Origin of the sequence: Lactobacillus amylolyticus, from assembly GCF_003999355.1 — a bacterium.
Classification (GTDB): domain Bacteria; phylum Bacillota; class Bacilli; order Lactobacillales; family Lactobacillaceae; genus Lactobacillus; species Lactobacillus amylolyticus.
This window is the reverse complement of record NZ_CP031835.1, coordinates 1,144,576-1,169,850: the sequence shown is the minus strand read 5'-3', so window position 1 is coordinate 1,169,850 and position 25,275 is coordinate 1,144,576. Positions and strand designations below refer to the sequence as shown.

Here is a 25,275-nt window from a genome sequence, read left to right as displayed (position 1 = left end):
AAGATGAAAAAGATTCGCTGGGGCAGATTATTTGCCTACTTGATTTTGACTTTCTTTGCAATTATTACTGTCTTTCCTTTCATTTATATGATTTTGGGTGGATTAATGAGTTTCCAAGAAACAACAACGATTCCGCCAACAATCATTCCAAAAAATCCACAATGGGGCAACTATGCTAAGGTTTTTGCGCAGGCTCCATTTGCACGCTATTTCTTAAACACCTTCATTACTGCGAGTGTAACGACAATTGTTAGTTTGTTCAACGCGATATTAGGTGCCTTTGCAATGGTTAACCTTCGTTTTAAAGGCAAGAACTTCGTTCAAATCGTTTTGCTGTCATTGCTGATGGTTCCTGGTGAAGCAATAATTTTCACCAACTACAATACTGTTGCAAAGATGGGCCTTCTTAACACTTACCTCGGTTTGGTATTGCCATTCCTTACTTCAATTTTCTACATGTACTACTTGCAGAGCTATTTTGGCGCTATTTCAAGAACAATTTATAAGGCTGCCAAAATTGACGGTGCATCTGACTGGGAATATATTTGGAAAATTTTAGTCCCAATGTCACGGGGTGGTTTATTCACTGTTGGTTTGTTAAGCTTTATTTCTGGCTGGAATTCATTCCTATGGCCATTGTTGGTAACTAATGAAGACAGTATGCGGCTTCTTAACAACGGATTAACTAATTTCGCTTCTGATGCCGGTAGTGAAACCCAATTGCAATTAGCTGCTGCTACTTTGACAGTTTTGCCAATTTTAGTTCTTTACTTCATTTTTAGAAAACAAATTATTTGCGGAGTAGTTCGTAATGACCTTAAGGGATAAAACAACCGTTACTTTTTATAATGGCTTGACCACAATTGGCGGGCCAATGATTGAAGTCGCCTATAATGATTCACATGTTTTGTTTGATTTAGGCGAGGTATATCGTCCTGAACTCGGTTTGAGTATGGACGATGAAGATTATCAGACTTTGATTAAGTACCAATTGATTGGTGAAGCTCCTGATTTTTATGATGAAAAAATCACGGGTAAAGCAATTGATACCAAGCGTTGGAAACATAGTGCAGCTTATATTTCTCACCTGCATCTGGATCATAGCAAGGCTTTAAATCTGCTTTCACCAACGATTCCATTGTATGCCGGCCCAATTACGGCTCACTTGCTGCCGGCATTAAATGAAAAAGGCGATTTTCTTTTGCCAGCAGCCGGTCATGAAAAAGGCTACACTCGTCCAATCATCGCTGCTGAATATAAAAAGCCGATTAAGGTTGGCGAGATCACAATGGAAATTTGGCCAAGCGATCACGATGCATATGGTGCTACCGGTCTAATTGTTAAAACCCCGGATAAAAAAATTTCATTCACTGGTGATATTCGTTTGCATGGCTATCATCCGGATTGGGTACATGAATTCTTAGCTGCTTCAAAGGGTGCAGATCTTTTCATTACTGAAGCAACTGGCAGTTCATGGCCTGAAAGAAAGAATGAAAAGCAAAGTGAGGAATTTACCGGGATTAACAATGAAGATGAATTGACACAAGAAGTTGTTCGTCTTCAAAAAGCTAATCCAAAACGGCAAATTACTTTTAACACCTACCCAACCAATGTTGAAAGATTGCTTAGAATCATTTCTGATTCACCACGGAAAGTTGTTTTGCATGCAAAACGGGCTCATTTGTTGCATAAGAGTCTGGGCAAAGAATTTCCGTACTATTACTTGCCAGAGGAGCCGAAGTTCGCTGATCTGAATCCAGAACCGGAAGTTTCTTATCAAGATCTTCTTAACGATGATCACGAATTCCTTTGGCAAGCTGTTGCTGACTTTGATCAGTTGATGGAAGGCGGATTGTATATCCATTCTAATGCTGAGCCACTTGGTGATTTCGACCCAGCATACAAGCCTTTTGTCGAAAATTTTGCTAAACATAATGTGGAATATAAAGCTCTGCGTTGTTCTGGCCACGCAGATGAGGGGGAGTTACAAGAAATCATCAGCGAGGTTCAACCAGCTATTTTAGTACCAGTGCACACATTGCATCCGGAGCTGGTCGAGAACCCATATGGAAAACGGATTTTACCTAAGCGTGGTCAAAGCATCACGCTTTAGTGAATCAATAAAATTTGTTGTTTAGTTTTATTTTTTGGGAGGATTAATCCAAATGAAGTTTAGTAAGAAACTTGCTGTGTTGGCTGCTGCCGGCTTGGCATTAATGGGAACAGCTGCTTGTTCTAATGGCAATAGCTCATCTAGCTCAAGCAAGATTCCATCAAAGATTACCAAGAAGACAACAGTTGTTTTTTGGCATGGTATGGTAGGAGTACAACAATCAACTTTGCAAAAGTTGACTAAGGAATTCGAAAAGAAGAATCCAAATATTACCGTTAAGCTTGAAAGTCAAGGTACTTACATCGACTTGCAAGCCAAGATCAACTCAACTTTGCAATCACCAAACAATTTGCCTACAATTACGCAAGCTTACCCAGGTTGGCTTTGGAATGCCGCTAAGAATAAGATGCTTGTAAACTTGACACCTTACATTAACAACAAGAATGTTGGTTGGGGCAGTGCTAAGGCTTCAGACATTAGATCCGAATTGTTGAAGGGCGCTCAAATTCAAGGAACTCAATATGGTATTCCATTTAACAAGTCCATTGAAACTTTAACTTACAACAAAGACATGTTTAAGAAATATGGCATTAAGAAGGTTCCAACCACTATGGCCGAACTTAAATCTGTTTCTGAAACTATTTACAAGAAGAGTCACCACAAGGTAGTAGGTGCTGGTTTTGATTCACTTTCCAACTACTACGTTTTAGGTATGAAGAATGCCGGCGTTGACTTCTCAAGCAAAATCAACTTCAGTGGTTCAACTTCAAAGAGTGTTATCAACTACTACGCAGATGGTATCAAGAAGGACTACTTCAGAGTTGCCGGTTCAGCACAATACTTATCAGGCCCATTTGCTAACGAAAAAGTTGCCATGTTTATTGGTACTTCCGCAGGTGAAGGCTTCGTTAAGCAGGGTGTAGGCAAGAAGTTTACTTATGATGTTGCTGCTCGTCCAGGCAAATACAACATGCAACAAGGTACAGACATTTACATGTTCAACCACGCAACTGCTGAACAAAAGGCGGCTGCATTTAAGTACATTAAGTTCTTGGTATCTAAGTCAAGCCAACTTAAGTGGGCTAACGCAACTGGCTACATTCCAGTTAACAACTCAGTAATTAATTCTGCAGCATACAAGTCCAACACTTCACTTAAGCTTCCAGCTAAGCTTTCAACTGTTATGAAGCACTTGTACAGCGTTCCTGTAGAAAAGAACTCAAACGCAGCCTATGCTCAATTGAACAGTATTATGCAAACTATTCTTTCTGCAGCTCAAAAGCACCAAAATGTTAATAACGCAATTAACGAAGGTAAGCAAAAGTTTGATGCTGCTTGGAAACAATAAAACTAAATAGCGATTTAATGAAAAACAGACCGTAACTGGTCTGTTTTTTCTTTACTTCGAAAATGGTAGAATAATAGAGTTGAAATAAGATTTAATTGCGTAAATGAGAGGTGAGAGTGTTGATACGGCAACAAAATTTTCCCGTAGAGACCAAATATAAATGGTACGATATCAGCAATTTAAGTGAGCAGGATAGCAACAAGCTGCAAGACGATTTTAAATTCACGCCAGACATCATCTCTTATATTTCTGACCGGCATGAACGTCCGCACTATGACTATGACTTGCATACCCATAGTCACTTGCTTGTTTATGATGTACCAATTTGGCCAACTAATTCAATTAAGCACTTCGCCTCGCACCCAATTACTTTCTTGGTAGTTGGAGAAAATATTTTTACTTTCCATACTGAGTCAACTAGCTACGTGTTTGATGAATTTAACGATGTTCAGATACGTGAGCGCTTGTCGCGAGCTAATGATGTTACGGAATTATTGATAGCCTTTCTGCTTTATTCATCACAATATTTCCAGCGTGCAGTTACTCAACTGGATGCAGAAAGAGACAGTTTGGATCAAAAATTGTCGGATGATATCGACAATAAGGATTTAGTTGAATTATCAAATATTGAAAAAAGTTTGGTTTATTTGTCCAGTTCCATTCAAACTGACTTAATCATGCTTCACAGCTTGGATCATTCTAAATTAGATTTCACTAAAACCGCACGTGAACGTCTAGACGACGTGTTAATTGAATCAAATCAGTCAGCAGAAATGATTCAGATTTCACAGCAAGTAACCAAAACGCTGTCGGCTACATCGAACAATATGATGAACAATAACCTGAACGATACGATGAAATTCTTAACTGTGTGGTCTTTGGTTTTGACGATTCCAACAATTATGACGGGATTTTATGGGATGAACGTTTCACTGCCAATGTTCCATAATCCTTTTGATTGGGTCGTTGTAACCATCGTTACTATTGCGTTAATGATTTGGTTAATCGTTTTGATGCGAAAACATCATTTCTTCTAAGTTGAGGATTTTCAATGAAAAAAAAAGTATTTATCCGGGCACTTTTGGCTACTATTTTTGCGTTTATGCTTTATTCGGCTGGTTTGCGCGAAATGAATAGTGCCAAAATCAATATCATTGAACCTAAAAATAGCAAAGTCAATAAGAAACAAATTAAAGAACCAAAGGTTAAAATGCCAACTGCGAGTTCAAGCAGCAGTCAAACTTCTGCATCTTCCAAAGTTACTGTTGAAAAGGGCAGCAAAACTTCATTGGCTTCAGCAATCAAAAAGGCAATGGGCAGCACTGCCTCCTATCAAGTAGCCGTACAGGATCTGAACAATTCTGCACGCTATGCTCGTTTGGCTACAACATCTGAAGCTCATAATGCCAGTGGCGTCTTGAAAATTTTGATTTTGGCGACTATTTACTACCAAGAACAAAAAGGAAAGTTGAGTACCAAAACTGCGATTAAGATTAAAAAGTCAGATCGCGTCAAAGGTGAAAAGCTTCTGCAAACCAATATGGGCTATAGTATCGCATATTTGCGTCAAGCTATGATGAAAGGCAATAAGACTGCAGGCAATGCATTATTGCGGAAGGCTGGCAGCAAGAATGTCGCTGCAGTTGCCAAAAAGTTTGGTGCTACAAGTACAACTATCAGCGGCACCTTTACTAACCCACCGGTTGGCAAAACGACCAGCAAAGATTTAGATTTGGTTTTGAAGGGACTTTATCAAGGCAAAGTTTTGAATCAAAGTCATGCACAGCTTGTTTTATTAGGATTGTATGGCTCTAGAACCAAGCTGACTAGTGGTATTAGTGGGACTATTTACAGTGCTGGTGATAGTCACTTTGCTGCTGCGATTGTTCAAACGTCAGGTCATTCCTATTGCATCTCTGCGTGGTCCAATTCACAGAAAAACTTTAAGGCTCTAGGCAAGGCTGTTAATACTTGGTTTAATAAGAATCGTTCATAAGGAAAAATCTGGCAAGAGAGATATTTACTATAAAGTGGATATCTCTTTTTTTGAATAATTTACAAGTTGTAGATTGTATTCTACGCTTTGTAGTGATATATTATTCTCATGCTGTAAGAGAGGAGGAAAAAAGAATGGTCCAAAAAAGAACTCTTGATTTGAATAAAGTGATTGAAAAAGCTAACGAATTGATTTGTCAAAAAGGCTTGTCGGAAACAACAATGCCTAATTTGGCCGAGGCTTTAGGCGTTAGATCACAATCGCTTTATCATTATGTTTCAGGGAGAAAGCAGTTGCTTTCATTAGTGGGAGCTAGCAGAATTAAACTTTTGCATCATCGGCTGGTTGATAGTCTAATGGGTTTATCCGGCAAGGATGCTTTGTTAAAATTTGCTGATGTTACGCGCAATTTTATTTTGCATGATCCATCTTTGGCAAGTATTTTGTATCACTTGAATGAATACAGCAAAGAAGATGCAATCACGCAGGAAATTATGGCTCTTTTTGCTCTTGGCGAGAAGTTCAATTTGAAAAAAGATGAGACCATTTCTTTTCACGCTCTTGTTGGAGCAGTTTTGGGATATGTCTTTCTAGATAAATCAACAGCCTTTGCAAACGAAAGCGATGAAAAGGCAAATGAGGACTACCATAAGATGATCCTACGGTTAGTTGAACCGGTAGCTATTGTGCAGTAATGAATACAGGAGGAAGAAGAAAAGTGCAAAAGTTTTTAAAGAATCATGTCTTTTCTTTAATTGCATGGATTTTAATTTTGCTCATTTCAGTTATTGCTCTGCCTAATGTTAGTCAGTTGACTAATGATCACTCGAACATTTCTTTGCCAAGCAATGTTCAAAGTGAAGTTGCGCAAACAATTCAAAACAACTGGGGTAAAAAGAAGAAAAATACCTATGAAGTTGCAATTGTTTTCAACAAAAAGAAGGGCAAATTAACTGAAACTGATAAGGCAGCAATCAATGCGACCGTTTCTAAGCTTGAAAATAATAAATCCAAGTACGGTATCACTGATGTGCTGGCTCCAGATTCAAATATTGCTACCCGTAAGAAGCTGCAGTCAAAAGACGGCACGACTTGGGTAATGCAATTAAATATTTCAAAGAAGAAGGGAAACGAATATCGCCGAATCGGGGATGTTGAAAGTCAACTTACTAAGGCCGTAAAGACCTCAGGAGTTAGAACTTATGTAACCGGTGCAGACGTCTTGCAAAATGCATTCTCAACTTCAGTTCAGAAAGGAATCAAGAAGACTGAAGCAATTACAGTTGTCTTTATCTTTATTGTTTTAATTATTGTCTTCAGATCACCAATTGTTCCTTTGATTTCTTTATTAACAGTTGGGGTATCATTCTTAACTTCATTCTCAATTGTTACTAATTTAGTTCAGAGATGCAATTTCCCATTTTCAAACTTTACGCAAGTGTTTATGGTGATCGTTCTGTTCGGTATCGGAACGGACTATAACATCCTGCTGTATGACAAGTTTAAAGAAAATCTGAGTAAGAATATGGGCAAGTACGAAGCTATACATGATGCTTTGCGTAGTGCTGGCAAGACTATTCTTTATTCAGGTTCTTCAGTTTTAATTGGTTTTACTGCATTAAGTTTAGCTAAATTCTCAATTTACCAATCAGCCGTTGGTGTTGCTGTTGGTGTTGCTGTCTTGTTAATTGTTCTTTTAACCTTGAACCCATTCTTTATGGCTGTACTTGGTAAAAGAATGTTCTGGCCAGTAACTAAATTTACTGGTGAATCAGAAAACAAGTTGTGGCATGGCATTTCTGCTTCAACTTTAGAGCACCCAATTCTTTACTTAATTGTTTTAGCAGTTGTTACCATTCCATTCATGTTAATGTACAACGGTCATTTGAATTATGATGATACCGATGAAATTGCAGACAGTGTTCCTGCTAAGCAAGGTTTATTGGTCGTACAAAAGCACTTCTCTAAGGGGATGGCTGAACCATCATACTTGTACATTAAGAGTAATCACCGTTTGGATAATGAAACCAATTTAAAGCTGATTGATCAATTGACTAGGCAATTGCAATCATCAAAGGATGTTTCATTTGCAACTTCTGTAACGGAACCTTATGGTGAAGCAATTTCACAATTATATGTAAATAATCAATTGGGTACTGTTGATAATGGTGTTGATCAAGTTCGTACCGGCTTAAACAAGTTGAGCAAGGGTAGTCAAAAAGCAACTACAGGTGCGCAAAAGCTTCAAAGCGGTGCAGAACAGTTGCAATCAGGCACTGGTCAACTTCAAAACGGTGCTGATCAATTACACTCAGGTACTGTTCGTCTTGAAAATGGTGCTCAAACTTTACAAAATGGTACGGCTAAATTAGCTAGCGGTGTTGGCAGCTTAACTACTGGTGCTGGGCGTTTATCTAGTGGTACTCATGCTTTGCAAAGCGGAACCAGCAGCTTGGTAAGCGGTGCTAATAGATTGCAAAGCGGTGCAGGCTCACTTAAGAGCGGTACTCAAAGTCTGGTCAATGGTTTGAACCAATTGAGCTCACAATTATCAACTCAATTAAGCAGTTCAAATAAAGCTCAAATTGCTCAACTTGAAAGTGCTTTGCCACAAATTAACAGTGGCATTCAGCAATTGAATTCAGCACTTGGCGGTTCAGTTGATACTTCTGCTTTGACTAAGAACTTGCAATCAGCTCAACAAAACGCTGCAACTTTGGAAAGCAGTTTAACCAAATTGGAAAGCCTAGCTGGCAGTTCATCATCCACTTCATCAAATCAGTTGGTTAACCGATTGGCTCAAGCGATTGAACCAGTTGTTGAGCGATCATTGTCAAGCAATAATAGCTTGTCTACTTCAGAGAAAACTTCAGTAGCCAAGGCTGCTGCAGCTGCAGCTGCAGCTGCAGCTGTACAAGCACAATCAAGCAGCTCTTCATCAAGTGAATTGAAGTCAGCTCTTCAATCTGCAATTACTGCTGCCCAAGGCTTGAAATCATCAATGTCTTCAATGCAGCAAAGCAATATTTTGACACAAGTCCAACAATTGCAAACACAAGTACAAGCATTGGCTACTGCTTCAAACAAGGCATTGCCTGGTGCTACAACTGCTTTAATGCAATTAAGTTCAGGTTTGTCTCAAGTACAAGCTGCTGCTCAACAAGGTGCCGCAGGTGCAAGTCGTCTTAACTCAGGTGCAGGTCAACTTTACAGTGGACTTCAACAAGGTGCATCTGGTGCTGCTCAATTAAGTTCTGGCATCGGACGATTGAATACTGGTGCAGGTCAGCTTAGCACCGGTGCCGGCAAGCTTGCTTCAAGCATGCCAAAAATTACCAGTGGTCTTGATGAGGCCAACAGTGGTTTAGGTCAAGGTCAAACCTACTTACAAGGTTTGCAATCTTCAGCAGCTGCTAAGACCTTCTACATTCCTAAGGAATACATTAAGAGCGCAATGTTCCAAAAGTCGATTAATGTTTACCTTAGTCCAGATAAGAAGTCTGCAATGCTGATCGTTGTCTTCAATTCAAACCCAAGTGCAACTGAAGCTACTAAGAGATCACAAGAACTTTCAGCTATGGCTAAGAAGTCACTTCAAGGTACTGCTTTGAATGACGCAACGGTTGCAATGGGTGGTCAAAGTTCTAAGATTGAAGATACCAAGAATGTTGCTAGTCAAGACTTCGTCAGAACGGCAGCTATTATGCTTATCGGTGTCGGAATCGCCTTGATGTTCATAACTCGTTCACTCCTTCAACCTGTTTACATCTTGGGTACTTTGCTTATCGCTTACCTTTGCTCATTATCAATTAACCAATGGATTGTTAAGGGTATTTTGAATAGAGACATGCTTACTTGGAACACGCCATTCTTCAGCTTTATTATGTTGATTGCTTTGGGTGTTGACTACAGTATCTTCTTAATGACGCGTTACCAATTAGAACAGGAAGGTTTGAACAGACCGAGTCAAAGAATTTTAAAGGCTTGTGGCATCATCGGAACGGTTGTTATTTCTGCAGCCGTCATCTTAGGTGGTACTTTCGCAGCTTTGATTCCATCTGGTATTCCAACATTAATCGAAGTTGCTTTGACCGTGATTGTTGGTTTACTGATCTTAGTCTCAATCATGCCAATTACTTTGACTGCTGCAACTAAATTGACTTACGAAGGAGTCAACTTCAGTTGGGGTAAGAATAATAAAGATAAAAATACAAAATAAACTCTAAGATTTTAATAAATGAAAAAGTCGTACAACTGTTAAAGTTGCACGACTTTTTTATGCCTGTGCTATAATCTTTAGTACGTAAACAAATTGAGGAGGAACAATATGACAACTTGTCCAAATTGTGGGCAAGCAATCACCGCTAATGATGATGTTTGTCCAAAATGTGGTTTTAATTTAAAGAAATATCGTGAAGATTTTTTTACTAAACAAGGGATAAAGGAAAAAAACGCGACTGATTCAGAAGCAAAACAAAAAGAAGAAGCAACTACTAGTCGTGCTGCCTATCGCAAAGAATTTCAACCGCAAAAACAGAATTCAACAGTCCAAAAGATGATCGCTTGGATTCGTTCAAATGCCACAATCGTCTTTTTACTAGGTTTCTTACTGCTGATTATCACTAGTTTTTCAGTATCATTGGGCTGGATTTGCTTTTTTGCTCTCATGATTTGGCTGTACATTGTCTGTGACCGCAGTGCAAAGATTAATCAGTATACAGCTGACAAACGATTGACTGAAAAGATCAATCAGATTGGATCAGATACTTTTAATTCCATCGCTGATCGTGGAGAAAAGCTGCGTTCACGGAATAAAAAGTTTGAAGAGCATCATCCAAAAGTTGAAGGCAAAATCGAAAAAGTTAAAAACCGCAAGCGTCTGCATTTTAACTACAGCCAACTTTCAGTTATCTTGATGGCTTTCATGAGCTTGGTCGTTTTATTTTCTAGTTCAGGTGCATCAGTAGTTAGCTCGGTTTACGACGAAAAAATGTCAATTTCCGAAGTATTGCTCAGCTTTGGTGGTCGTCTTTTAACCTCAGGCAATACCGCACTTTATTCTTTAATCGTTTACCTCGTATGGTTGCTGCTGATTTTATTTCCAATTTTCATTATTTATAATATTTTCAAAAATACGAAAAAGAGTCAGACCATAGCATTTGTTTTATCGCTAATTGAAACGGTCTTCTTAGTTTATCTTGTCTTTCGGCTGTCAAGCAGCAGTCGCGCAAGTACAGGCGTTCTTAGTCAGTTAACCAGTCAGCTGTTGACATATGCTGTATCAATTGGAGCTTCAACTTACTTTTTAATTATTTCAAGTTTAATGACAACTGTTTTGTCGCTGTACAATCTATTTCATAGAAATAAGCAATTATAAAAATAGCACTGAAGATTTACTATCCTCAGTGCTATTTATTTTTTTAGATCAACTATTTGTTGTTTTCAGTTACGTCAATTACCAAATGCTCATTAACGAAGGCCATCATTCCGAGCTTGCCTAATTCACGACCATAACCCGATTTCTTAACACCGCCAAATGGCAATTCGCCTGAAGTAATCCAGCGGCCATTAATTACTGTCATGCCAGTTTCAATTTTGGCAGCAACTTCTTGTGCATGCTTAATGTCACTGCTAATGACAGATGAACCTAAGCCATAGCTTGAATCATTAGCTAATGCGATTGCTTGATCTTCATCATCGACGCAGTAGACTTCAGCCACTGGGCCAAATAATTCTTTATTGTAGATAGGATTCTTTTGATCAATATTTGTTAAAATCATTGGTCTGAAGAAGGCACCCTTAGAATCAATTTCCGGATATTGGTAGAAGACTTTTGCACCCGCATCAATACCTTTTTGTACTTGAGCAGCTAGTTTTTCTTTTGCTCTTTGAGAATTCATTGGTGGCAAAGTTGTGTCTGTTTCGAGTGGATCCCCGGCCTTTAAGCTAGAGAAGACGTTCTTAAGTTCATGCAATACTTCATCATAGCGTGATTTAACTACAATGATTCTCTTGGATGAAGTACATACTTGACCATCATTATAAGTTCTTGCATCACGCAGCACGTTGCGTAAAACTTGTGGATCAGCATCATCTAAAACGATTAAGGCATCGTTGCCGCCAAGTTCCATCGTTGATTTCTTCAAGTTTTTACCAGCTTCTTCAGCTACAGCCACACCACCGCGTTCTGATCCAGTCAGAGCTACGCCTTGAATTCGTGGATCTTGAATGATTTGAGCCAATTGATCATAGCTTGGATAGAGATTAAGCAGACTGCCTTCAGGAGCCCCAGCGCGCTTAATAATGCGCTCAATCAGCTTAGCAGAACTAGGTACGTTATGTGCATGTTTTAAAATAATTGGATTACCAACGACAAAGTTAGGTGCAAAAACTCGAATAACTTGATAAAGTGGGAAGTTCCATGGTTCACATGCTAAAACAACGCCGGTTGCTTGTTTTAAATAATAAGCATTGCCAAGGTCAGTTTTTAAAGGTTCAGGTTTGAGCATGTTAGCGCCATTTTTAGAATAATAGTCACAAATGTTGGCACATAATTCTACTTCTTCCCTGGATTCGGAAAGAAGCTTGCCCATTTCCAGCGTCATCATTTTTGCCATTTCGTCTTCGTGTTCGCGAAAGGCAGCAGCGATTTTGCTCAAAATTGCTGCTCGGCTGGCTGGCTCTTCATGCCGCCATTTTTTATATAGTGAATAAGCCAAATTAATTGTTTCGTCAATTCGTTCAGCTGTTGGATTATCGAAATTAGCAAAGTTTTCATTGTTATAGGGGTTGATTGATTGATATCTCGACATGTTTTTACCTCACTTTGTTCAAAGCTAAAATAAGTTCACTTACTATTATAAAGCGTTTACAAAAAGGATGGTAGTATTTAAACTTATCGAAACTAAAGCTTAATTTTATCCAAGGCCAATTTTGCTTTGGTTAAGATATATTGGTCATGGTTAAAACCGCGCAAAAGCACGAGCATCATGGAAATGCTGCATAGCCATTTTTTAAGATCATTTGGCATTTGCATTCAATCCTAAACGATAAAGAATTCTCCCCATATAATAAACCTCATGAAAACGAGAACCAATCTTATATGCATGGTGCAACAAGTGATCTGAATCCTTCATGTAATTATGGCGTCCATAAAGCCAACAAATAATAAAGATTATCAGGGCTAGCCAGTCTTCATCTATGATTTCTTGAAAATATGCAAGCGACTTGACCTGATCTTGTTCATTTTCCAAGGCATAAATACCATTCAAATAATTGTAGTGAACCCGATCGTAGGGAAGCCGAAGATCACCGGGCTGCAATTCTTTCAATAAACTGTGTATTTCAGAATAATCAAAACGCAAATAAGCATTTTCAGCTTGGCTTAAATTGCGCCAAGCCTTGGTTTGATGCTGGTTGACGACAATATCGCCAACTTCAATATCCAGTCTTTGACAGTTCTGCCTGTGAGATCTTCTTCTTTTTGCGGATCGCAATAAATTTTTCTAGATCAATCATAAAATTTTATTTTTGTCTTTTAATTCTTTGTCGTAAATAATCTAGGGATTCATCAAGATAATCTTTGCCATAATCCATCGCATGTCTTTGACCTTTGATAACCAAAAGTTCGACTTCATGATCATGTTTTGCCAAGAATTTAATGAAATTGAGAACACTGTCAAGCGGCGTTAATTCATCAGCGGAATTGATCATCATTAAGCTAGATAAATTACTGAAGTCGTAGGCAGCAGCGTCCATTTTTTGCAAAATAGCTTCTTGCTTACCACCGGCATAAGTAGTAACGAAATATTTGTAGAAACTATTATGAATTTGAGCAGGATCAGTATAAGCAAAATCATTTTTAGCATCTGGTGAAGCTTTTACAGTTTCATGGTTTTTAATCCAATGAGAAAAATCAACTGGAGCAGACCAGGTTACTGTTGGGAAGCCATATTGTCCTGCCACTTGCAATGCCATTGTACCGCCAACGCTTGCACCGATTTGAACGATATTTTTTTGATCATCAGGATCAGTGTATTCAGAATTAAGCAGCCAGTTAACAAAATGTATTGCATCTTGATGAGCAGCTGGGAAAAGGTGAGCCGGTGCCAAACTGTATTCAGGTACGAAAGTTACGAATCCGGCATTGGCCAAGTTTACGGCTAGTGGCTTGACGCTATTTTTATTGCCGCGGAACCAGCCACCACCGTGCCAAAAGATCAAAATTTTCGTATTAGAAGTTGTATCATTTGGAAAGTAGATATCTGTACTTAAATTTTTGTCTTGATCATAAACAATATCATTTTTAATAATAGCCATAGTAATCCATCCTTTTGTGAAATCTACGCTTTTATTATAGCTTTAAAAAAGTGGTTCGCAGTTGGAAAATTATTTAAGTATTGTTGAAAAATGAGTCAGATAAAGATATTTTTGTTAAAATTGAACTGCTAATAAGTAGATGATTGATGGAGATGAGAGCGTGCATTTATCAGAAGAAAAAAGTCGCAAATTAATTAATTATGCCACAATTGTTTCTAGTATCATTATTGTTCTGCTAGTCATTTATTGGTACCGATTGGGGATTTTTACCGATCAAGATAAAATGCGGGCCTACCTTGCTAATAAAAAGATAATTGGTCCAGTAGTTTTTGTTTTGATTCAAATTGTGCAAGTAGTAATTCCAATTATTCCAGGTGGAATATCGCTGCTTGGCGGGGTGGTTTTCTTCGGGCCGATCTGGGGCTTTATTTATAACTACATCGGCATTTGTATTGGCTCACTGATTAATTTCTTTTTAGCACGTTATTACGGCAGAAGTTTTATCTTGCATATAGTTTCTGAAGAAACGCTAAACAAATATATGAAATGGACCAAAAATCAAAAGCGTTTCAATTGGTTCTTCGCTTTGTGCATTCTCGCTCCAGCTGCACCTGATGATGTTCTGTGCTTATTAGCAGGACTAACTGAAATGAAATTTTGGACTTATTTTTGGATTATTATTTTATGCAAGCCATGGACAATTGCAGCCTACAGTTTAGGCTTGGTCTATGGTGCAAGATGGTTATTGAAACTTATAGGAAAATAATGTTAGACGGAAAAAGAATTTATTTACGGCGTTTCCAAGTCACGGATGCGCCTGTTTTGCTAAAGTGGGGTCAAAATCATCGTTATCATAGATTGGCTGGTTTTGAGGTTTTCAATAATTTGCAAGAAGCCAAAAAAGGGGCCCAGGAGTATGCTAACCGGAAAAACAGTTTTGCCCTTTGTTTAAAAGAAAATAATCAGCTGATCGGTTTGGTAGAATTGTATGAACGCGGTCTAGATGAGGCGAGCCTCCTTAAGACAAAAGAGATTGGCTTCATGCTGGAACAAGATTTTGAAGGACACGGCTATATGACGGAAGCTTTGAAGCTGGTTTTGCATGACGCTTTTGAACAGATGGGACAAACCGAAATTTGGGCGGGGACCTTTGATACAAACTTTCATTCACAAGAATTGCTGGAGCGAATAGGTTTTAAATATGTTTATACAACCGATTATGCTCAAATTTCCAACCTTTTTTCATATAAGGAAAAATATTATTTGCTCAAAAAAGAAGAATGGCTTAAAATGGTTTCAAACACGAAATCTTAAGACTGCTTCAGAGAGTTCACGGTTGGTGCGAGTGAATGGATGTCGTTTCCGGATTTCATAAATGTGGGCAATTAACAGTTGCACGGTTTAGGCGCCGTTATCGCCAATCAATGAGAGCAGTTTTTTAAAAAAAACTGAAAATGGGTGGTACCGCGAAGCCGTGTGAGTCGATTCGTCCCAGTATTAGGGATGAGTCGGCTCTTTTTTCGGAGGTTTTTCTATGTTAGATATTAAAGTGATTCGTGAGAATCTCGATTGGGCTAAGGATAAACTCGCTACGCGTGGAATTAAGCCTGAAGAATTGGATGAAGTTGTTGCAATCGATGCCAAGCGTCGTGATGCTTTGAAGCAAAGTGAACAACTTAAGGCAGAACGTAACGAAGTTTCTAAGAAAATTGGTGAAGCTAAGCGTAACAAGGAAGATGCTAGCGATGCCATTAAGTATATGAAGGAAGTAAGCAGCAAGATCAAGGATTTGGATAATGAAATTCGTGATTTAAGCGAAAAGCAAGAATACATTTTGCTTCGCTTGCCTAACTTCCCAGCTGATTCAGATCCTATTGGTCCTGATGACAGCTACAATGAAGAAGTTCGTAAATGGAATGAGCCTACTAAGTTCAACTTCAAGCCAAAGGCTCACTGGGACATCGGAACTGATCTTAACATTTTGGACTGGGATCGCGCTTCTAAAGTCTCAGGTGCACGTTTTGTTTTCTACAAAGGTGCAGGTGCATTGCTTGAACGTGCTGTATTCAACTTCTTCTTAGATGAAAATACTAAGGAAGGCTACACTGAAATTATTCCACCTTACTTGGTAAACGATGCTTCAATGCAAGGAACTGGTCAATTCCCTAAGTTCCATGAAGATGTTTATACCATCGTGGATAACGACGATCCAGACAAGCCACGTGACTTGACTTTGATTCCAACTGCTGAAGTTCCTTTGGTTAACTACTTCCGTGACGAAATTATTCATGGCGAAAAGTTGCCAATCAATGTAACTGCTTTGTCACCAGCATTTAGAAGTGAAGCAGGTTCAGCTGGACGTGATACTCGTGGTTTGATCAGGATGCACGAATTTAGAAAAGTCGAAATGGTTAAGGTATGTAAGCCAGAAGATTCATGGGACCAACTTGAAAAGCTGACTCATAATGCTGAACACCTGTTGCAAAAGTTAGGCTTGCCATACCACGTTGTTGCTTTGTCAACTGGGGATGCCAGCTTTACTAGTGCTAAGACTTACGACCTTGAAGTTTGGATGCCATACCAAGACAAGTACCGTGAAATCTCAAGCTGTTCTAACTGTACTGACTTCCAAGCTCGTCGTGCACATATTCGTTACCGTGATGAAAACGGCAAGCTTCATTTAGTACACACTTTGAACGGTTCAGGTTTGGCAGTTGGTCGTTGTGTTGCTGCTATTTTGGAAAACTACCAAAATGAAGATGGTTCAGTAACTGTTCCAGATGTTCTTGTACCTTACATGAATGGTATGAAGAAGATTACTAAAGAAGATAGTTTAATCTAAAACAAATAAAAGAGACCAAATTCGGCAAATTTAAGTCGAGTTCGGTCTTTTTTTGTCCTAAAAAATTTTTTGAAAAATTTTGAGTCAATTTATGATTGAAAAAAGAGCAAATTCCGAACTTTTTGATTACGCTTTTTTCATATGACAAAAATAATAATCAAAATCCGGACAAACAAGAAGGAATTCAATTACAACACAGCCAAGTGTTTCATGGATAAGTCGAACTAAAAGGAGGATTTGACGAAACGAGGAAGTGCGGGTAATATATAAAACTGTCGTCGGGCAAAAGCACGACGGCGCGGGTGAAAAAGTTCTTGACAGAGAACAGGACATCTGCTAAAGTAAAAAAAGTCGTCTGCACAAAGCAGACGGAGCTAGTACTTTGAAAACTGAACAAAGTTTCGCTAAAAGTGTGCGGGTGTAAAAACCCAAACAAAAAGCGAAGTCAATTCGCAAGCAATAAATTTTGAGACAAAGATCTTAAAAACGATTATTTAAAAAATGAGAGTTTGATCCTGGCTCAGGACGAACGCTGGCGGCGTGCCTAATACATGCAAGTCGAGCGAGCAGAACTAACAGATCTACTTCGGTAGTGACGTTTCGGAAGCGAGCGGCGGATGGGTGAGTAACACGTGGGTAACCTGCCCTTAAGTCTGGGATACCACTTGGAAACAGGTGCTAATACCGGATAACAACAAGTGCTGCATGGCACTTGCTTGAAAGGCGGCGCAAGCTGTCGCTAAAGGATGGACCCGCGGTGCATTAGCTAGTTGGTAAGGTAACGGCTTACCAAGGCAACGATGCATAGCCGAGTTGAGAGACTGATCGGCCACATTGGGACTGAGACACGGCCCAAACTCCTACGGGAGGCAGCAGTAGGGAATCTTCCACAATGGGCGAAAGCCTGATGGAGCAACGCCGCGTGAGTGAAGAAGGTTTTCGGATCGTAAAGCTCTGTTGTTGGTGAAGAAGGATAGAGGTAGTAACTGGCCTTTATTTGACGGTAATCAACCAGAAAGTCACGGCTAACTACGTGCCAGCAGCCGCGGTAATACGTAGGTGGCAAGCGTTGTCCGGATTTATTGGGCGTAAAGCGAGCGCAGGCGGAGAAATAAGTCTGATGTGAAAGCCCTCGGCTTAACCGGGGAATTGCATCGGAAACTGTTTTTCTTGAGTGCAGAAGAGGAGAGTGGAACTCCATGTGTAGCGGTGGAATGCGTAGATATATGGAGGAACACCAGTGGCGAAGGCGGCTCTCTGGTCTGTAACTGACGCTGAGGCTCGAAAGCATGGGTAGCGAACAGGATTAGATACCCTGGTAGTCCATGCCGTAAACGATGAGTGCTAAGTGTTGGGAGGTTTCCGCCTCTCAGTGCTGCAGCTAACGCATTAAGCACTCCGCCTGGGGAGTACGACCGCAAGGTTGAAACTCAAAGGAATTGACGGGGGCCCGCACAAGCGGTGGAGCATGTGGTTTAATTCGAAGCAACGCGAAGAACCTTACCAGGTCTTGACATCTAGCGCAATCCGTAGAGATACGGAGTTCCCTTCGGGGACGCTAAGACAGGTGGTGCATGGCTGTCGTCAGCTCGTGTCGTGAGATGTTGGGTTAAGTCCCGCAACGAGCGCAACCCTTGTCATTAGTTGCCAGCATTAAGTTGGGCACTCTAATGAGACTGCCGGTGACAAACCGGAGGAAGGTGGGGACGACGTCAAGTCATCATGCCCCTTATGACCTGGGCTACACACGTGCTACAATGGGCAGTACAACGAGAAGCAAGCCTGCGAAGGCAAGCGAATCTCTGAAAGCTGTTCTCAGTTCGGACTGCAGTCTGCAACTCGACTGCACGAAGCTGGAATCGCTAGTAATCGCGGATCAGCACGCCGCGGTGAATACGTTCCCGGGCCTTGTACACACCGCCCGTCACACCATGGGAGTCTGCAATGCCCGAAGCCGGTGGCCTAACCTTCGGGAAGGAGCCGTCTAAGGCAGGGCAGATGACTGGGGTGAAGTCGTAACAAGGTAGCCGTAGGAGAACCTGCGGCTGGATCACCTCCTTTCTAAGGAAGCAGCGGATATGGAGAGTAGAAATACTAAGAGAAGTATCCAAAGCAAGCGGAAGCACACTGAGAAACTTTGTTTAGTTTTGAGGGCATTAGCTCTCAGAGTTAGCACATTGAAAACTGAATACAATCCAAGCAAAAACCGAGACAATCAAAGAAGAGATTGAAGAGCGACCGAGAAGAGAGATTCTTGAGTAAGGTCAAGTAGAAAAGGGCGCACGGTGAATGCCTAGGCACTAGAAGCCGATGAAGGACGTAACGAACTGCGAAAAGCTTCGGGGAGCTGTAAGTAAGCTAAGATCCGGAGATGTCCGAATGGGGGAACCCGGTGCAGGAGATGCATCATTGCATGCTGTTAAGGCATGTAAGGGAAGACGCAGCGAACTGAAACATCTAAGTAGCTGCAGGAAGAGAAAGAAAAATCGATTTCCTTAGTAGCGGCGAGCGAAGAGGAAAGAGCCTAAACCCGTTGATTTATCAGCGGGGGTTGTAGGACTGCGCAAGGCAGCTCAAAGGATAGCAGAACTACCTGGGAAGGTAGGCCAGAGAGGGTGAGAGCCCCGTAAGCGAAATCCAGCGAGCGCCGGCAGGATCCTGAGTAGGGCGGAACACGAGGAATTCCGTTTGAATCCGCGAGGACCATCTCGCAAGGCTAAATACTAGCTAGTGACCGATAGTGAACCAGTACCGTGAGGGAAAGGTGAAAAGAACCCCGGAAGGGGAGTGAAAGAGAACCTGAAACCGTGTGCCTACAAGTAGTCAGAGCACATTAAAGTGTAATGGCGTGCCTTTTGTAGAATGAACCGGCGAGTTATGCTGTGCAGCGAGGTTAAGTCAGAAAAGACGGAGCCGGAGCGAAAGCGAGTCTGAAGAGGGCGAGAAGTTGTGCGGTGTAGACCCGAAACCAAGTGACCTACCCATGACCAGGTTGAAGGTGCGGTAAAACGCACTGGAGGACCGAACCCACGTAAGTTAAAAATTGCGGGGATGAGTTGTGGGTAGCGGTGAAATTCCAAACGAACTTGGAGATAGCTGGTTCTCTCCGAAATAGCTTTAGGGCTAGCCTCGTGGAGAGGATAATGGAGGTAGAGCTCTGTTTGGACAAGGGGCCCGTCAGGGGTTACTAAATCCAGATAAACTGCGAATTCCAGATATCCATACACGGGAGTCAGACTGCGAGTGATAAGATCCGTAGTCGAAAGGGAAACAGCCCAGATCACCAGTTAAGGTCCCCAAATCTATGCTAAGTGGAAAAGGATGTGGAGTTGCGTAGACAACTAGGACGTTGGCTCAGAAGCAGCCATCATTCAAAGAGTGCGTAATAGCTCACTAGTCGAGTGGCTCTGCGCCGAAAATTTACCGGGGCTAAGCATAGTACCGAAACTGTGGACGTGTTTTAAAGAGCACGTGGTAGGAGAGCGTTCTAAGAGCGGAGAAGTCTGATCGAGAGGACAGATGGAGCGCTTAGAAGTGAGAATGCCGGTATGAGTAGCGAAAGATAGGTAAGAATCCTATCCGCCGGAAGACTAAGGTTTCCTGGGGCAGGCTCGTCCGCCCAGGGTAAGTCGGGACCTAAGGCAAGGCCGAGAGGCGTAACCGATGGATAACAGGTAGAGATTCCTGTACTGCGTTTAATCGTTAAGAGCGAAGGAGGGACGCAGGAGGCGAAGCACGCATGGCGCTGGAATGCCATGTTCAAGCGATAAGCCTGGGAGCGAGTAAAATGCTTGCTTCTAAGGGCAAGTCGTGAGGAGGAGCGAAGTTAAAGTAGCGAAGGTGCAAGAGTCACACTGCCAAGAAAAGCTTCTAGCCAGAGAGAACGTACCCGTACCGCAAACCGACACAGGTAGTCAAGTGGAGAACACTAAGGTGAGCGAGAGAACTCTCGTTAAGGAACTCGGCAAAATGACCCCGTAACTTCGGGAGAAGGGGTGCTGATCGAGAGATCAGCCGCAGAGAATAGGCCCAAACAACTGTTTATCAAAAACACAGGTCTCTGCAAAGTCGTAAGACGACGTATAGGGGCTGACACCTGCCCGGTGCTGGAAGGTTAAGAGGAGTGCTTAGCTTCGGCGAAGGTACGAATTTAAGCCCCAGTAAACGGCGGCCGTAACTATAACGGTCCTAAGGTAGCGAAATTCCTTGTCGGGTAAGTTCCGACCTGCACGAAAGGTGTAATGATTTGGGCACTGTCTCAACGAGAGACTCGGTGAAATTATAATACCCGTGAAGATGCGGGTTACCCGCGACAGGACGGAAAGACCCCATGGAGCTTCACTGTAGCTTGATATTGAGTATCTGTTAAACATGTACAGGATAGGTAGGAGCCAGAGAAGGTAGGACGCTAGTCTTACTGGAGGCGATGTTGGGATACTACCCTTGTTTGATGGATGCTCTAACCTAGGCCCGTAAGCCGGGCCAGGGACAGTGTCAGGTAGGCAGTTTGACTGGGGCGGTCGCCTCCTAAAGTGTAACGGAGGCGCTCAAAGGTTCCCTCAGAATGGTTGGAAATCATTCGCAGAGTGTAAAGGTATAAGGGAGCTTGACTGCGAGAGAGACAGCTCGAGCAGGGACGAAAGTCGGACTTAGTGATCTGGTGGTACCGTATGGAAGGGCCATCACTCAACGGATAAAAGCTACCCTGGGGATAACAGGCTTATCTCCCCCAAGAGTTCACATCGACGGGGAGGTTTGGCACCTCGATGTCGGCTCGTCGCATCCTGGGGCTGAAGTTGGTCCCAAGGGTTGGGCTGTTCGCCCATTAAAGCGGCACGCGAGCTGGGTTCAGAACGTCGTGAGACAGTTCGGTCCCTATCCGTCGTGGGCGCAGGAAATTTGAGAGGAGCTGTCCTTAGTACGAGAGGACCGGGATGGACGCACCGCTGGTGTACCAGTTGTCTTGCCAAAGGCATCGCTGGGTAGCTATGTGCGGAAGGGATAAGCGCTGAAAGCATCTAAGTGCGAAGCCCCCCTCAAGATGAGATTTCCAATGCGAAAGCAGTAAGACACCTCAGAGACGATGAGGTAGATAGGCTGGGAGTGGAAGTTCTGCGAAGAATGGAGCGGACCAGTACTAATCAGTCGAGAACTTGACCAAAGCTCAGAGGTTGGAGCTTGGAATGTATTTAGTTTTGAGCGTGGAAGCTCAAGAAAGAGTACGGTGGCGATAGCAAGAAGGATACACCTGTTCCCATGCCGAACACAGAAGTTAAGCTTCTTAACGCCGAGAGTAGTTGGTGGGAAACTGCCTGCGAGGGTAGGCAGCTGCCGTGCTTATGGAGGATTAGCTCAGCTGGGAGAGCATCTGCCTTACAAGCAGGAGGTCACAGGTTCGAGCCCTGTATCCTCCATCGAGTCGTTAGCTCAGTTGGTAGAGCAACGGACTTTTAATCCGTGGGTCGAGGGTTCAAGTCCCTCACGGCTCATGACCCTAATTTTGCGGGTGTGGCGGAATTGGCAGACGCGCTAGATTTAGGTTCTAGTGTTTTCGGACGTGTGGGTTCAAGCCCCACCACCCGTATTGCCAACCACATATTGACATTTATGCCGATTTAGCTCAGTTGGTAGAGCATCTGTCTTGTAAACAGAGGGTCGTACGTTCAAGTCGTATAATCGGCATTTTATATTTTGCGGAAGTAGTTCAGTGGTAGAACATCACCTTGCCATGGTGGGGGTCGCGGGTTCGAATCCCGTCTTCCGCTTTCACTTATGCCGGGGTGGCGGAATTGGCAGACGCACGGGACTTAAAATCCCGCGGTTGGTTTCAACCGTACGAGTTCGACTCTCGTCCTCGGCACTAGTGATGCGCCCTTAGCGCAACTGGATAGAGTGTCTGACTACGAATCAGAAGGTTGAAGGTTCAAATCCTTCAGGGCGCATGTTTACGGGAAATGGCTCAGTTTGGTAGAGCACCTGGTTTGGGACCAGGGGGTCGCAGGTTCGAATCCTGTTTTCCCGATTGTAATCTACAGGTTACAAAAGGTTTTGGCGGTGTAGCTCAGCTGGCTAGAGCGTCCGGTTCATACCCGGGAGGTCGAGGGTTCGATCCCCCCCGCCGCTATTTTGTAAGCTTGGACCTTTAGCTCAATTGGTTAGAGCAGACGGCTCATAACCGTCCTGTCGTAGGTTCGAGTCCTACAAGGTCCATAGTGAATATTATCGCGGGATGGAGCAGTCTGGTAGCTCGTCGGGCTCATAACCCGAAGGTCGTTGGTTCAAATCCAGCTCCCGCAATTTGGTCCATTGGAGCAGTGGTTTATCTCGTCTCCCTGTCACGGAGAAGATCGTCGGTTCAAATCCGACATGGACCGTAAGATGGCTCGGTAGCTCAGTTGGTAGAGCAAAGGATTGAAGCTCCTTGTGTCGGCGGTTCGATTCCGTCCCGCGCCATTCGTTTTGTACTTTGATAAGTTGCGGGTATAGTTTAGTGGTAAAACGAAAGCCTTCCAAGCTTTAGTCGCGAGTCCGATTCTCGTTACCCGCTTTTTGGGCCTATAGCTCAGCTGGTTTAGAGCGCACGCCTGATAAGCGTGAGGTCGATGGTTCAAGTCCATTTAGGCCCATTGGAGTAGTACTCAAGTGGCTGAAGAGGCGCCCCTGCTAAGGGCGTAGGTCGGGTTTCCCGGCGCGAGGGTTCGAATCTCTCCTACTCCGTATTGTTGAATAAAGAATCTTGCTTAGGCAAGGTTCTTTTTTTGCTGGTTAAGAAAGATTGGAAATTGAAAATGGATATTAAACCTGAGAACAAGATTGCTCAAAAGATCCAAATAGCAACCGCTTTAACCTTTTGGGGGATTCAATAAATCTCTAGCAAATGGAAACGTATCAGGTATATTAAATAGAGGATTAACTATCCTAGGATTTATTTTGGGCCTTTTTTTGTAGTTTTAATTCATTCGAAGACTAGAAGTCCTTATTGGCGAATAATCGAAATGGTGCCGCTTCTGGTTATTTCAACCATAGTAGGCTTTATTCCCGTTAGCGTACCTAATTATTACATAGTGCCTTTGCTTGCTTTATGTATGGCTATGCAGAGTGGGACTTTTAGAAAAATAGATGGGTTAGGGTACAGTAATGTATTTACATCTGGAAATTTACGTAAGACGGTTTTATCTTGGAGTCAATTTTATATACTTGATGATGAGAGTCAAAGAGCAAGTGGTAAAGACTATTTAATTATTGTTCTTTCATTCACATTCGGAGCGTTAATTTCAGCATTAATGCAAAAATGTTTAGGCATTAGAACTATTTGGATTGCAAATATGATTTTGATTATGGCAAATATTGCATATGGAGTATTAGTTAAACAGAAGTATAGGTCAGAAAAATAAAAAAGTTGCAAAAAAGGCTTGCATAAACTAAAAATATCCTGTAATATAGTTATCGTTGTCGAGGGGCAATGAATAATTTGATCATTTGTTAAAAGATTTCAAAAAAAACATTTGACAATTGACCCGCAATCAGTTATTATAATTAAGTACTCTGCGTTAATTAAGCAAGACTTAATGACCCGTTAGTCAAGTGGTTAAGACACGGCCCTTTCACGGCCGTAACATGGGTTCAAATCCCGTACGGGTCATTGCCAGTTTAATACAGGCATTCATAAGCTATGGAGGATTACCCAAGTGGCTTAAGGGAACGGTTTTGAAAACCGTCAGGCGGGTTATGCTCGCGCGTGGGTTCAAATCCCACATCCTCCTTAATATCGCGGGATGGAGCAGTCTGGTAGCTCGTCGGGCTCATAACCCGAAGGTCGTTGGTTCAAATCCAGCTCCCGCAATTTGGTCCATTGGAGCAGTGGTTTATCTCGTCTCCCTGTCACGGAGAAGATCGTCGGTTCAAATCCGACATGGACCGTAAGATGGCTCGGTAGCTCAGTTGGTAGAGCAAAGGATTGAAGCTCCTTGTGTCGGCGGTTCGATTCCGTCCCGCGCCATCAGCCCGGAGGAGTAGCGAAGTGGCTAAACGCGGCGGTCTGTAAAACCGCTCTCTCTGAGTTCGGCGGTTCGAATCCACCCTCCTCCATTAATAGGGATATCGTATAATGGTAGTACAGCGGTCTCCAAAACCGCTGATGTGGGTTCAATTCCTACTATCCCTGTTTAACCTTCATGGCGGAATTGGTGAAGGGGTTAACACACCGGTTTGTGGATCCGGCATGCGTGGGTTCGAATCCCACATTCCGCCCTAATATTGGGATATAGCCAAGCGGTAAGGCATTAGACTTTGACTCTAACATGCACTGGTTCGAATCCAGTTATCCCAATTTGTTAATAATAAGCTCATGGCGGTGTAGCCAAGTGGTAAGGCAGAGGTCTGCAAAACCTTAATCGTCGGTTCGAGTCCGACCCCCGCCTTTAACCAGCTGTTATAAGCTGAATAAATTAATATCATGGCGGTGTGGCGGAATTGGCAGACGCGTCAGACTCAAAATCTGGTGTCCGTTTAGGACGTATCGGTTCGACCCCGATCACCGCTATCTTTATAAGATCTAGCCATAGCTAGATCTTTTTTTGTTGATAAAATATTTATATTTTTTAATATAAATTGCTAATATTGCTTATAATCTCTATAATACCTATATACGGAGGTAT

15 protein-coding genes, 27 tRNA genes and 3 rRNA genes are annotated in these 25,275 nt (G+C 42.1%); 42 read left to right on the top strand and 3 right to left on the bottom strand.

What is annotated here, in order from left to right:
• Positions 1-3 precede the first annotated feature (3 nt).
• From D0Z64_RS06030 to D0Z64_RS05995, 8 genes are all read left to right on the top strand, one after another.
• Entirely contained in the window at positions 4-828 is an 825-nt protein-coding gene (locus tag D0Z64_RS06030) for a carbohydrate ABC transporter permease (RefSeq protein ID WP_080881701.1), read from the top strand.
• The gene (locus tag D0Z64_RS06025; RefSeq protein ID WP_080881700.1) at positions 812-2,113 is read left to right on the top strand and encodes an MBL fold metallo-hydrolase; all 1,302 of its coding nucleotides are present in this window, start codon (positions 812-814) and stop codon (positions 2,111-2,113) included. Before D0Z64_RS06030 ends, D0Z64_RS06025 begins: the two co-directional genes overlap by 17 nt.
• 52 nt (positions 2,114-2,165) lie before the next feature.
• Positions 2,166-3,461, top strand: coding sequence for an extracellular solute-binding protein (locus D0Z64_RS06020; protein ID WP_127345745.1), 1,296 nt, complete (start codon positions 2,166-2,168; stop codon positions 3,459-3,461).
• A gap of 119 nt (positions 3,462-3,580) precedes the next feature.
• The gene (locus D0Z64_RS06015; RefSeq protein WP_127345836.1) at positions 3,581-4,498 is read left to right on the top strand and encodes a magnesium transporter CorA family protein; all 918 of its coding nucleotides are present in this window, start codon (positions 3,581-3,583) and stop codon (positions 4,496-4,498) included.
• 14 nt (positions 4,499-4,512) lie between these two features.
• Positions 4,513-5,457, top strand: a complete 945-nt coding sequence (locus D0Z64_RS06010; protein ID WP_127345744.1) for a serine hydrolase — start codon at positions 4,513-4,515, stop codon at positions 5,455-5,457.
• Positions 5,458-5,591: 134 nt separating this feature from the next.
• Positions 5,592-6,152 (top strand): TetR/AcrR family transcriptional regulator, encoded by a 561-nt coding sequence (locus D0Z64_RS06005; protein WP_127345743.1) that lies wholly within the window; start codon positions 5,592-5,594, stop codon positions 6,150-6,152.
• A gap of 23 nt (positions 6,153-6,175) precedes the next feature.
• Entirely contained in the window at positions 6,176-9,676 is a 3,501-nt protein-coding gene (locus D0Z64_RS06000; protein WP_127345742.1) for an MMPL family transporter, read from the top strand.
• A gap of 108 nt (positions 9,677-9,784) precedes the next feature.
• The gene (locus D0Z64_RS05995) at positions 9,785-10,834 is read left to right on the top strand and encodes a zinc ribbon domain-containing protein (RefSeq protein WP_127345741.1); all 1,050 of its coding nucleotides are present in this window, start codon (positions 9,785-9,787) and stop codon (positions 10,832-10,834) included.
• 52 nt (positions 10,835-10,886) lie between these two features.
• On the opposite strand, the gene D0Z64_RS05990 is transcribed toward D0Z64_RS05995, so the two are convergent.
• From D0Z64_RS05990 to D0Z64_RS05980, 3 genes are all read right to left on the bottom strand, one after another.
• Positions 10,887-12,269: an NAD-dependent succinate-semialdehyde dehydrogenase gene (locus tag D0Z64_RS05990; protein WP_127345740.1), complete on the bottom strand. Its 1,383-nt coding sequence runs from the start codon at positions 12,267-12,269 to the stop codon at positions 10,887-10,889.
• A gap of 207 nt (positions 12,270-12,476) precedes the next feature.
• A complete protein-coding gene (locus tag D0Z64_RS05985) occupies positions 12,477-12,953 on the bottom strand; it encodes a hypothetical protein (RefSeq protein WP_127345739.1) in 477 nt (158 codons plus the stop codon).
• A 28-nt stretch (positions 12,954-12,981) separates the two neighbouring features.
• Positions 12,982-13,776, bottom strand: a complete 795-nt coding sequence (locus D0Z64_RS05980) for an alpha/beta hydrolase (RefSeq protein WP_006352155.1) — start codon at positions 13,774-13,776, stop codon at positions 12,982-12,984.
• 160 nt (positions 13,777-13,936) lie between these two features.
• Between D0Z64_RS05980 and D0Z64_RS05975 the strand changes: the two genes are divergently transcribed.
• The 34 genes from D0Z64_RS05975 (at position 13,937) to D0Z64_RS05810 (ending at position 25,160) form a co-directional block, all read left to right on the top strand.
• Positions 13,937-14,542 carry a TVP38/TMEM64 family protein gene (locus D0Z64_RS05975; protein WP_320051445.1) on the top strand — a complete coding sequence of 202 codons (606 nt, stop codon included), beginning with the start codon at positions 13,937-13,939 and terminating at the stop codon, positions 14,540-14,542.
• Positions 14,542-15,090, top strand: coding sequence for a GNAT family N-acetyltransferase (locus D0Z64_RS05970; protein WP_164742128.1), 549 nt, complete (start codon positions 14,542-14,544; stop codon positions 15,088-15,090). Before D0Z64_RS05975 ends, D0Z64_RS05970 begins: the two co-directional genes overlap by 1 nt.
• A gap of 220 nt (positions 15,091-15,310) precedes the next feature.
• Positions 15,311-16,618 carry a serine--tRNA ligase gene (gene serS, locus D0Z64_RS05965; RefSeq protein WP_127345737.1) on the top strand — a complete coding sequence of 436 codons (1,308 nt, stop codon included), beginning with the start codon at positions 15,311-15,313 and terminating at the stop codon, positions 16,616-16,618.
• Between the two features lie 497 nt (positions 16,619-17,115).
• A 16S ribosomal RNA gene (locus D0Z64_RS05960) occupies positions 17,116-18,679 on the top strand.
• Positions 18,680-18,880: 201 nt separating this feature from the next.
• A 23S ribosomal RNA gene (locus tag D0Z64_RS05955) occupies positions 18,881-21,779 on the top strand.
• A 59-nt stretch (positions 21,780-21,838) separates the two neighbouring features.
• Positions 21,839-21,955, top strand: a 5S ribosomal RNA gene (gene rrf, locus D0Z64_RS05950).
• The 16S, 23S and 5S rRNA genes sit together here with 16 tRNA genes alongside, the layout of an rRNA operon.
• Positions 21,956-21,959: 4 nt before the next feature.
• Positions 21,960-22,032: transfer RNA gene (locus tag D0Z64_RS05945), tRNA-Val, on the top strand.
• A 2-nt stretch (positions 22,033-22,034) separates the two neighbouring features.
• A tRNA-Lys gene (locus D0Z64_RS05940) sits at positions 22,035-22,107 on the top strand.
• Positions 22,108-22,120: 13 nt separating this feature from the next.
• Positions 22,121-22,202, top strand: a tRNA-Leu gene (locus tag D0Z64_RS05935).
• Between the two features lie 25 nt (positions 22,203-22,227).
• Positions 22,228-22,300 (top strand) — tRNA-Thr (locus tag D0Z64_RS05930).
• Positions 22,301-22,311: 11 nt separating this feature from the next.
• Positions 22,312-22,383, top strand: a tRNA-Gly gene (locus tag D0Z64_RS05925).
• A 9-nt stretch (positions 22,384-22,392) separates the two neighbouring features.
• A tRNA-Leu gene (locus D0Z64_RS05920) sits at positions 22,393-22,478 on the top strand.
• An 8-nt stretch (positions 22,479-22,486) separates the two neighbouring features.
• Positions 22,487-22,560 (top strand) — tRNA-Arg (locus tag D0Z64_RS05915).
• 6 nt (positions 22,561-22,566) lie between these two features.
• Positions 22,567-22,640, top strand: a tRNA-Pro gene (locus D0Z64_RS05910).
• A 28-nt stretch (positions 22,641-22,668) separates the two neighbouring features.
• Positions 22,669-22,742: transfer RNA gene (locus D0Z64_RS05905), tRNA-Met, on the top strand.
• A 12-nt stretch (positions 22,743-22,754) separates the two neighbouring features.
• Positions 22,755-22,828, top strand: a tRNA-Ile gene (locus D0Z64_RS05900).
• A 13-nt stretch (positions 22,829-22,841) separates the two neighbouring features.
• Positions 22,842-22,915 (top strand) — tRNA-Met (locus D0Z64_RS05895).
• Between the two features lie 3 nt (positions 22,916-22,918).
• Positions 22,919-22,992, top strand: a tRNA-Asp gene (locus D0Z64_RS05890).
• Between the two features lie 6 nt (positions 22,993-22,998).
• Positions 22,999-23,071 (top strand) — tRNA-Phe (locus tag D0Z64_RS05885).
• A 23-nt stretch (positions 23,072-23,094) separates the two neighbouring features.
• Positions 23,095-23,165 (top strand) — tRNA-Gly (locus D0Z64_RS05880).
• Positions 23,166-23,169: 4 nt separating this feature from the next.
• Positions 23,170-23,244 (top strand) — tRNA-Ile (locus tag D0Z64_RS05875).
• 2 nt (positions 23,245-23,246) lie between these two features.
• A tRNA-Ser gene (locus tag D0Z64_RS05870) sits at positions 23,247-23,335 on the top strand.
• 191 nt (positions 23,336-23,526) lie between these two features.
• On the top strand, positions 23,527-24,012 hold the full coding sequence (locus D0Z64_RS05865; protein ID WP_335621973.1) for a YoaK family protein: 486 nt from the start codon (positions 23,527-23,529) through the stop codon (positions 24,010-24,012).
• A gap of 176 nt (positions 24,013-24,188) precedes the next feature.
• Positions 24,189-24,260: transfer RNA gene (locus tag D0Z64_RS05860), tRNA-Glu, on the top strand.
• Positions 24,261-24,292: 32 nt separating this feature from the next.
• Positions 24,293-24,381, top strand: a tRNA-Ser gene (locus D0Z64_RS05855).
• Between the two features lie 6 nt (positions 24,382-24,387).
• Positions 24,388-24,461, top strand: a tRNA-Met gene (locus tag D0Z64_RS05850).
• Positions 24,462-24,464: 3 nt separating this feature from the next.
• Positions 24,465-24,538, top strand: a tRNA-Asp gene (locus D0Z64_RS05845).
• Between the two features lie 6 nt (positions 24,539-24,544).
• A tRNA-Phe gene (locus D0Z64_RS05840) sits at positions 24,545-24,617 on the top strand.
• 7 nt (positions 24,618-24,624) lie between these two features.
• Positions 24,625-24,706: transfer RNA gene (locus D0Z64_RS05835), tRNA-Tyr, on the top strand.
• 5 nt (positions 24,707-24,711) lie between these two features.
• Positions 24,712-24,782, top strand: a tRNA-Trp gene (locus D0Z64_RS05830).
• Between the two features lie 13 nt (positions 24,783-24,795).
• Positions 24,796-24,868 (top strand) — tRNA-His (locus D0Z64_RS05825).
• 7 nt (positions 24,869-24,875) lie between these two features.
• Positions 24,876-24,947, top strand: a tRNA-Gln gene (locus D0Z64_RS05820).
• Between the two features lie 20 nt (positions 24,948-24,967).
• Positions 24,968-25,038 (top strand) — tRNA-Cys (locus D0Z64_RS05815).
• Between the two features lie 37 nt (positions 25,039-25,075).
• A tRNA-Leu gene (locus D0Z64_RS05810) sits at positions 25,076-25,160 on the top strand.
• Positions 25,161-25,275 lie beyond the last annotated feature (115 nt).

Coding starts and splice junctions, on each gene's coding strand:
- D0Z64_RS06030 (WP_080881701.1), top strand. CDS start 4: ATGAAAAAGATTCGCTGGGGCAGATTATTTGCCTACTTGATTTTGACT.
- D0Z64_RS06025 (WP_080881700.1), top strand. CDS start 812: ATGACCTTAAGGGATAAAACAACCGTTACTTTTTATAATGGCTTGACC.
- D0Z64_RS06020 (WP_127345745.1), top strand. CDS start 2,166: ATGAAGTTTAGTAAGAAACTTGCTGTGTTGGCTGCTGCCGGCTTGGCA.
- D0Z64_RS06010 (WP_127345744.1), top strand. CDS start 4,513: ATGAAAAAAAAAGTATTTATCCGGGCACTTTTGGCTACTATTTTTGCG.
- D0Z64_RS06005 (WP_127345743.1), top strand. CDS start 5,592: ATGGTCCAAAAAAGAACTCTTGATTTGAATAAAGTGATTGAAAAAGCT.
- D0Z64_RS05995 (WP_127345741.1), top strand. CDS start 9,785: ATGACAACTTGTCCAAATTGTGGGCAAGCAATCACCGCTAATGATGAT.
- D0Z64_RS05990 (WP_127345740.1), bottom strand. CDS start 12,269: ATGTCGAGATATCAATCAATCAACCCCTATAACAATGAAAACTTTGCT.
- D0Z64_RS05980 (WP_006352155.1), bottom strand. CDS start 13,776: ATGGCTATTATTAAAAATGATATTGTTTATGATCAAGACAAAAATTTA.
- D0Z64_RS05970 (WP_164742128.1), top strand. CDS start 14,542: ATGTTAGACGGAAAAAGAATTTATTTACGGCGTTTCCAAGTCACGGAT.
- serS (WP_127345737.1), top strand. CDS start 15,311: ATGTTAGATATTAAAGTGATTCGTGAGAATCTCGATTGGGCTAAGGAT.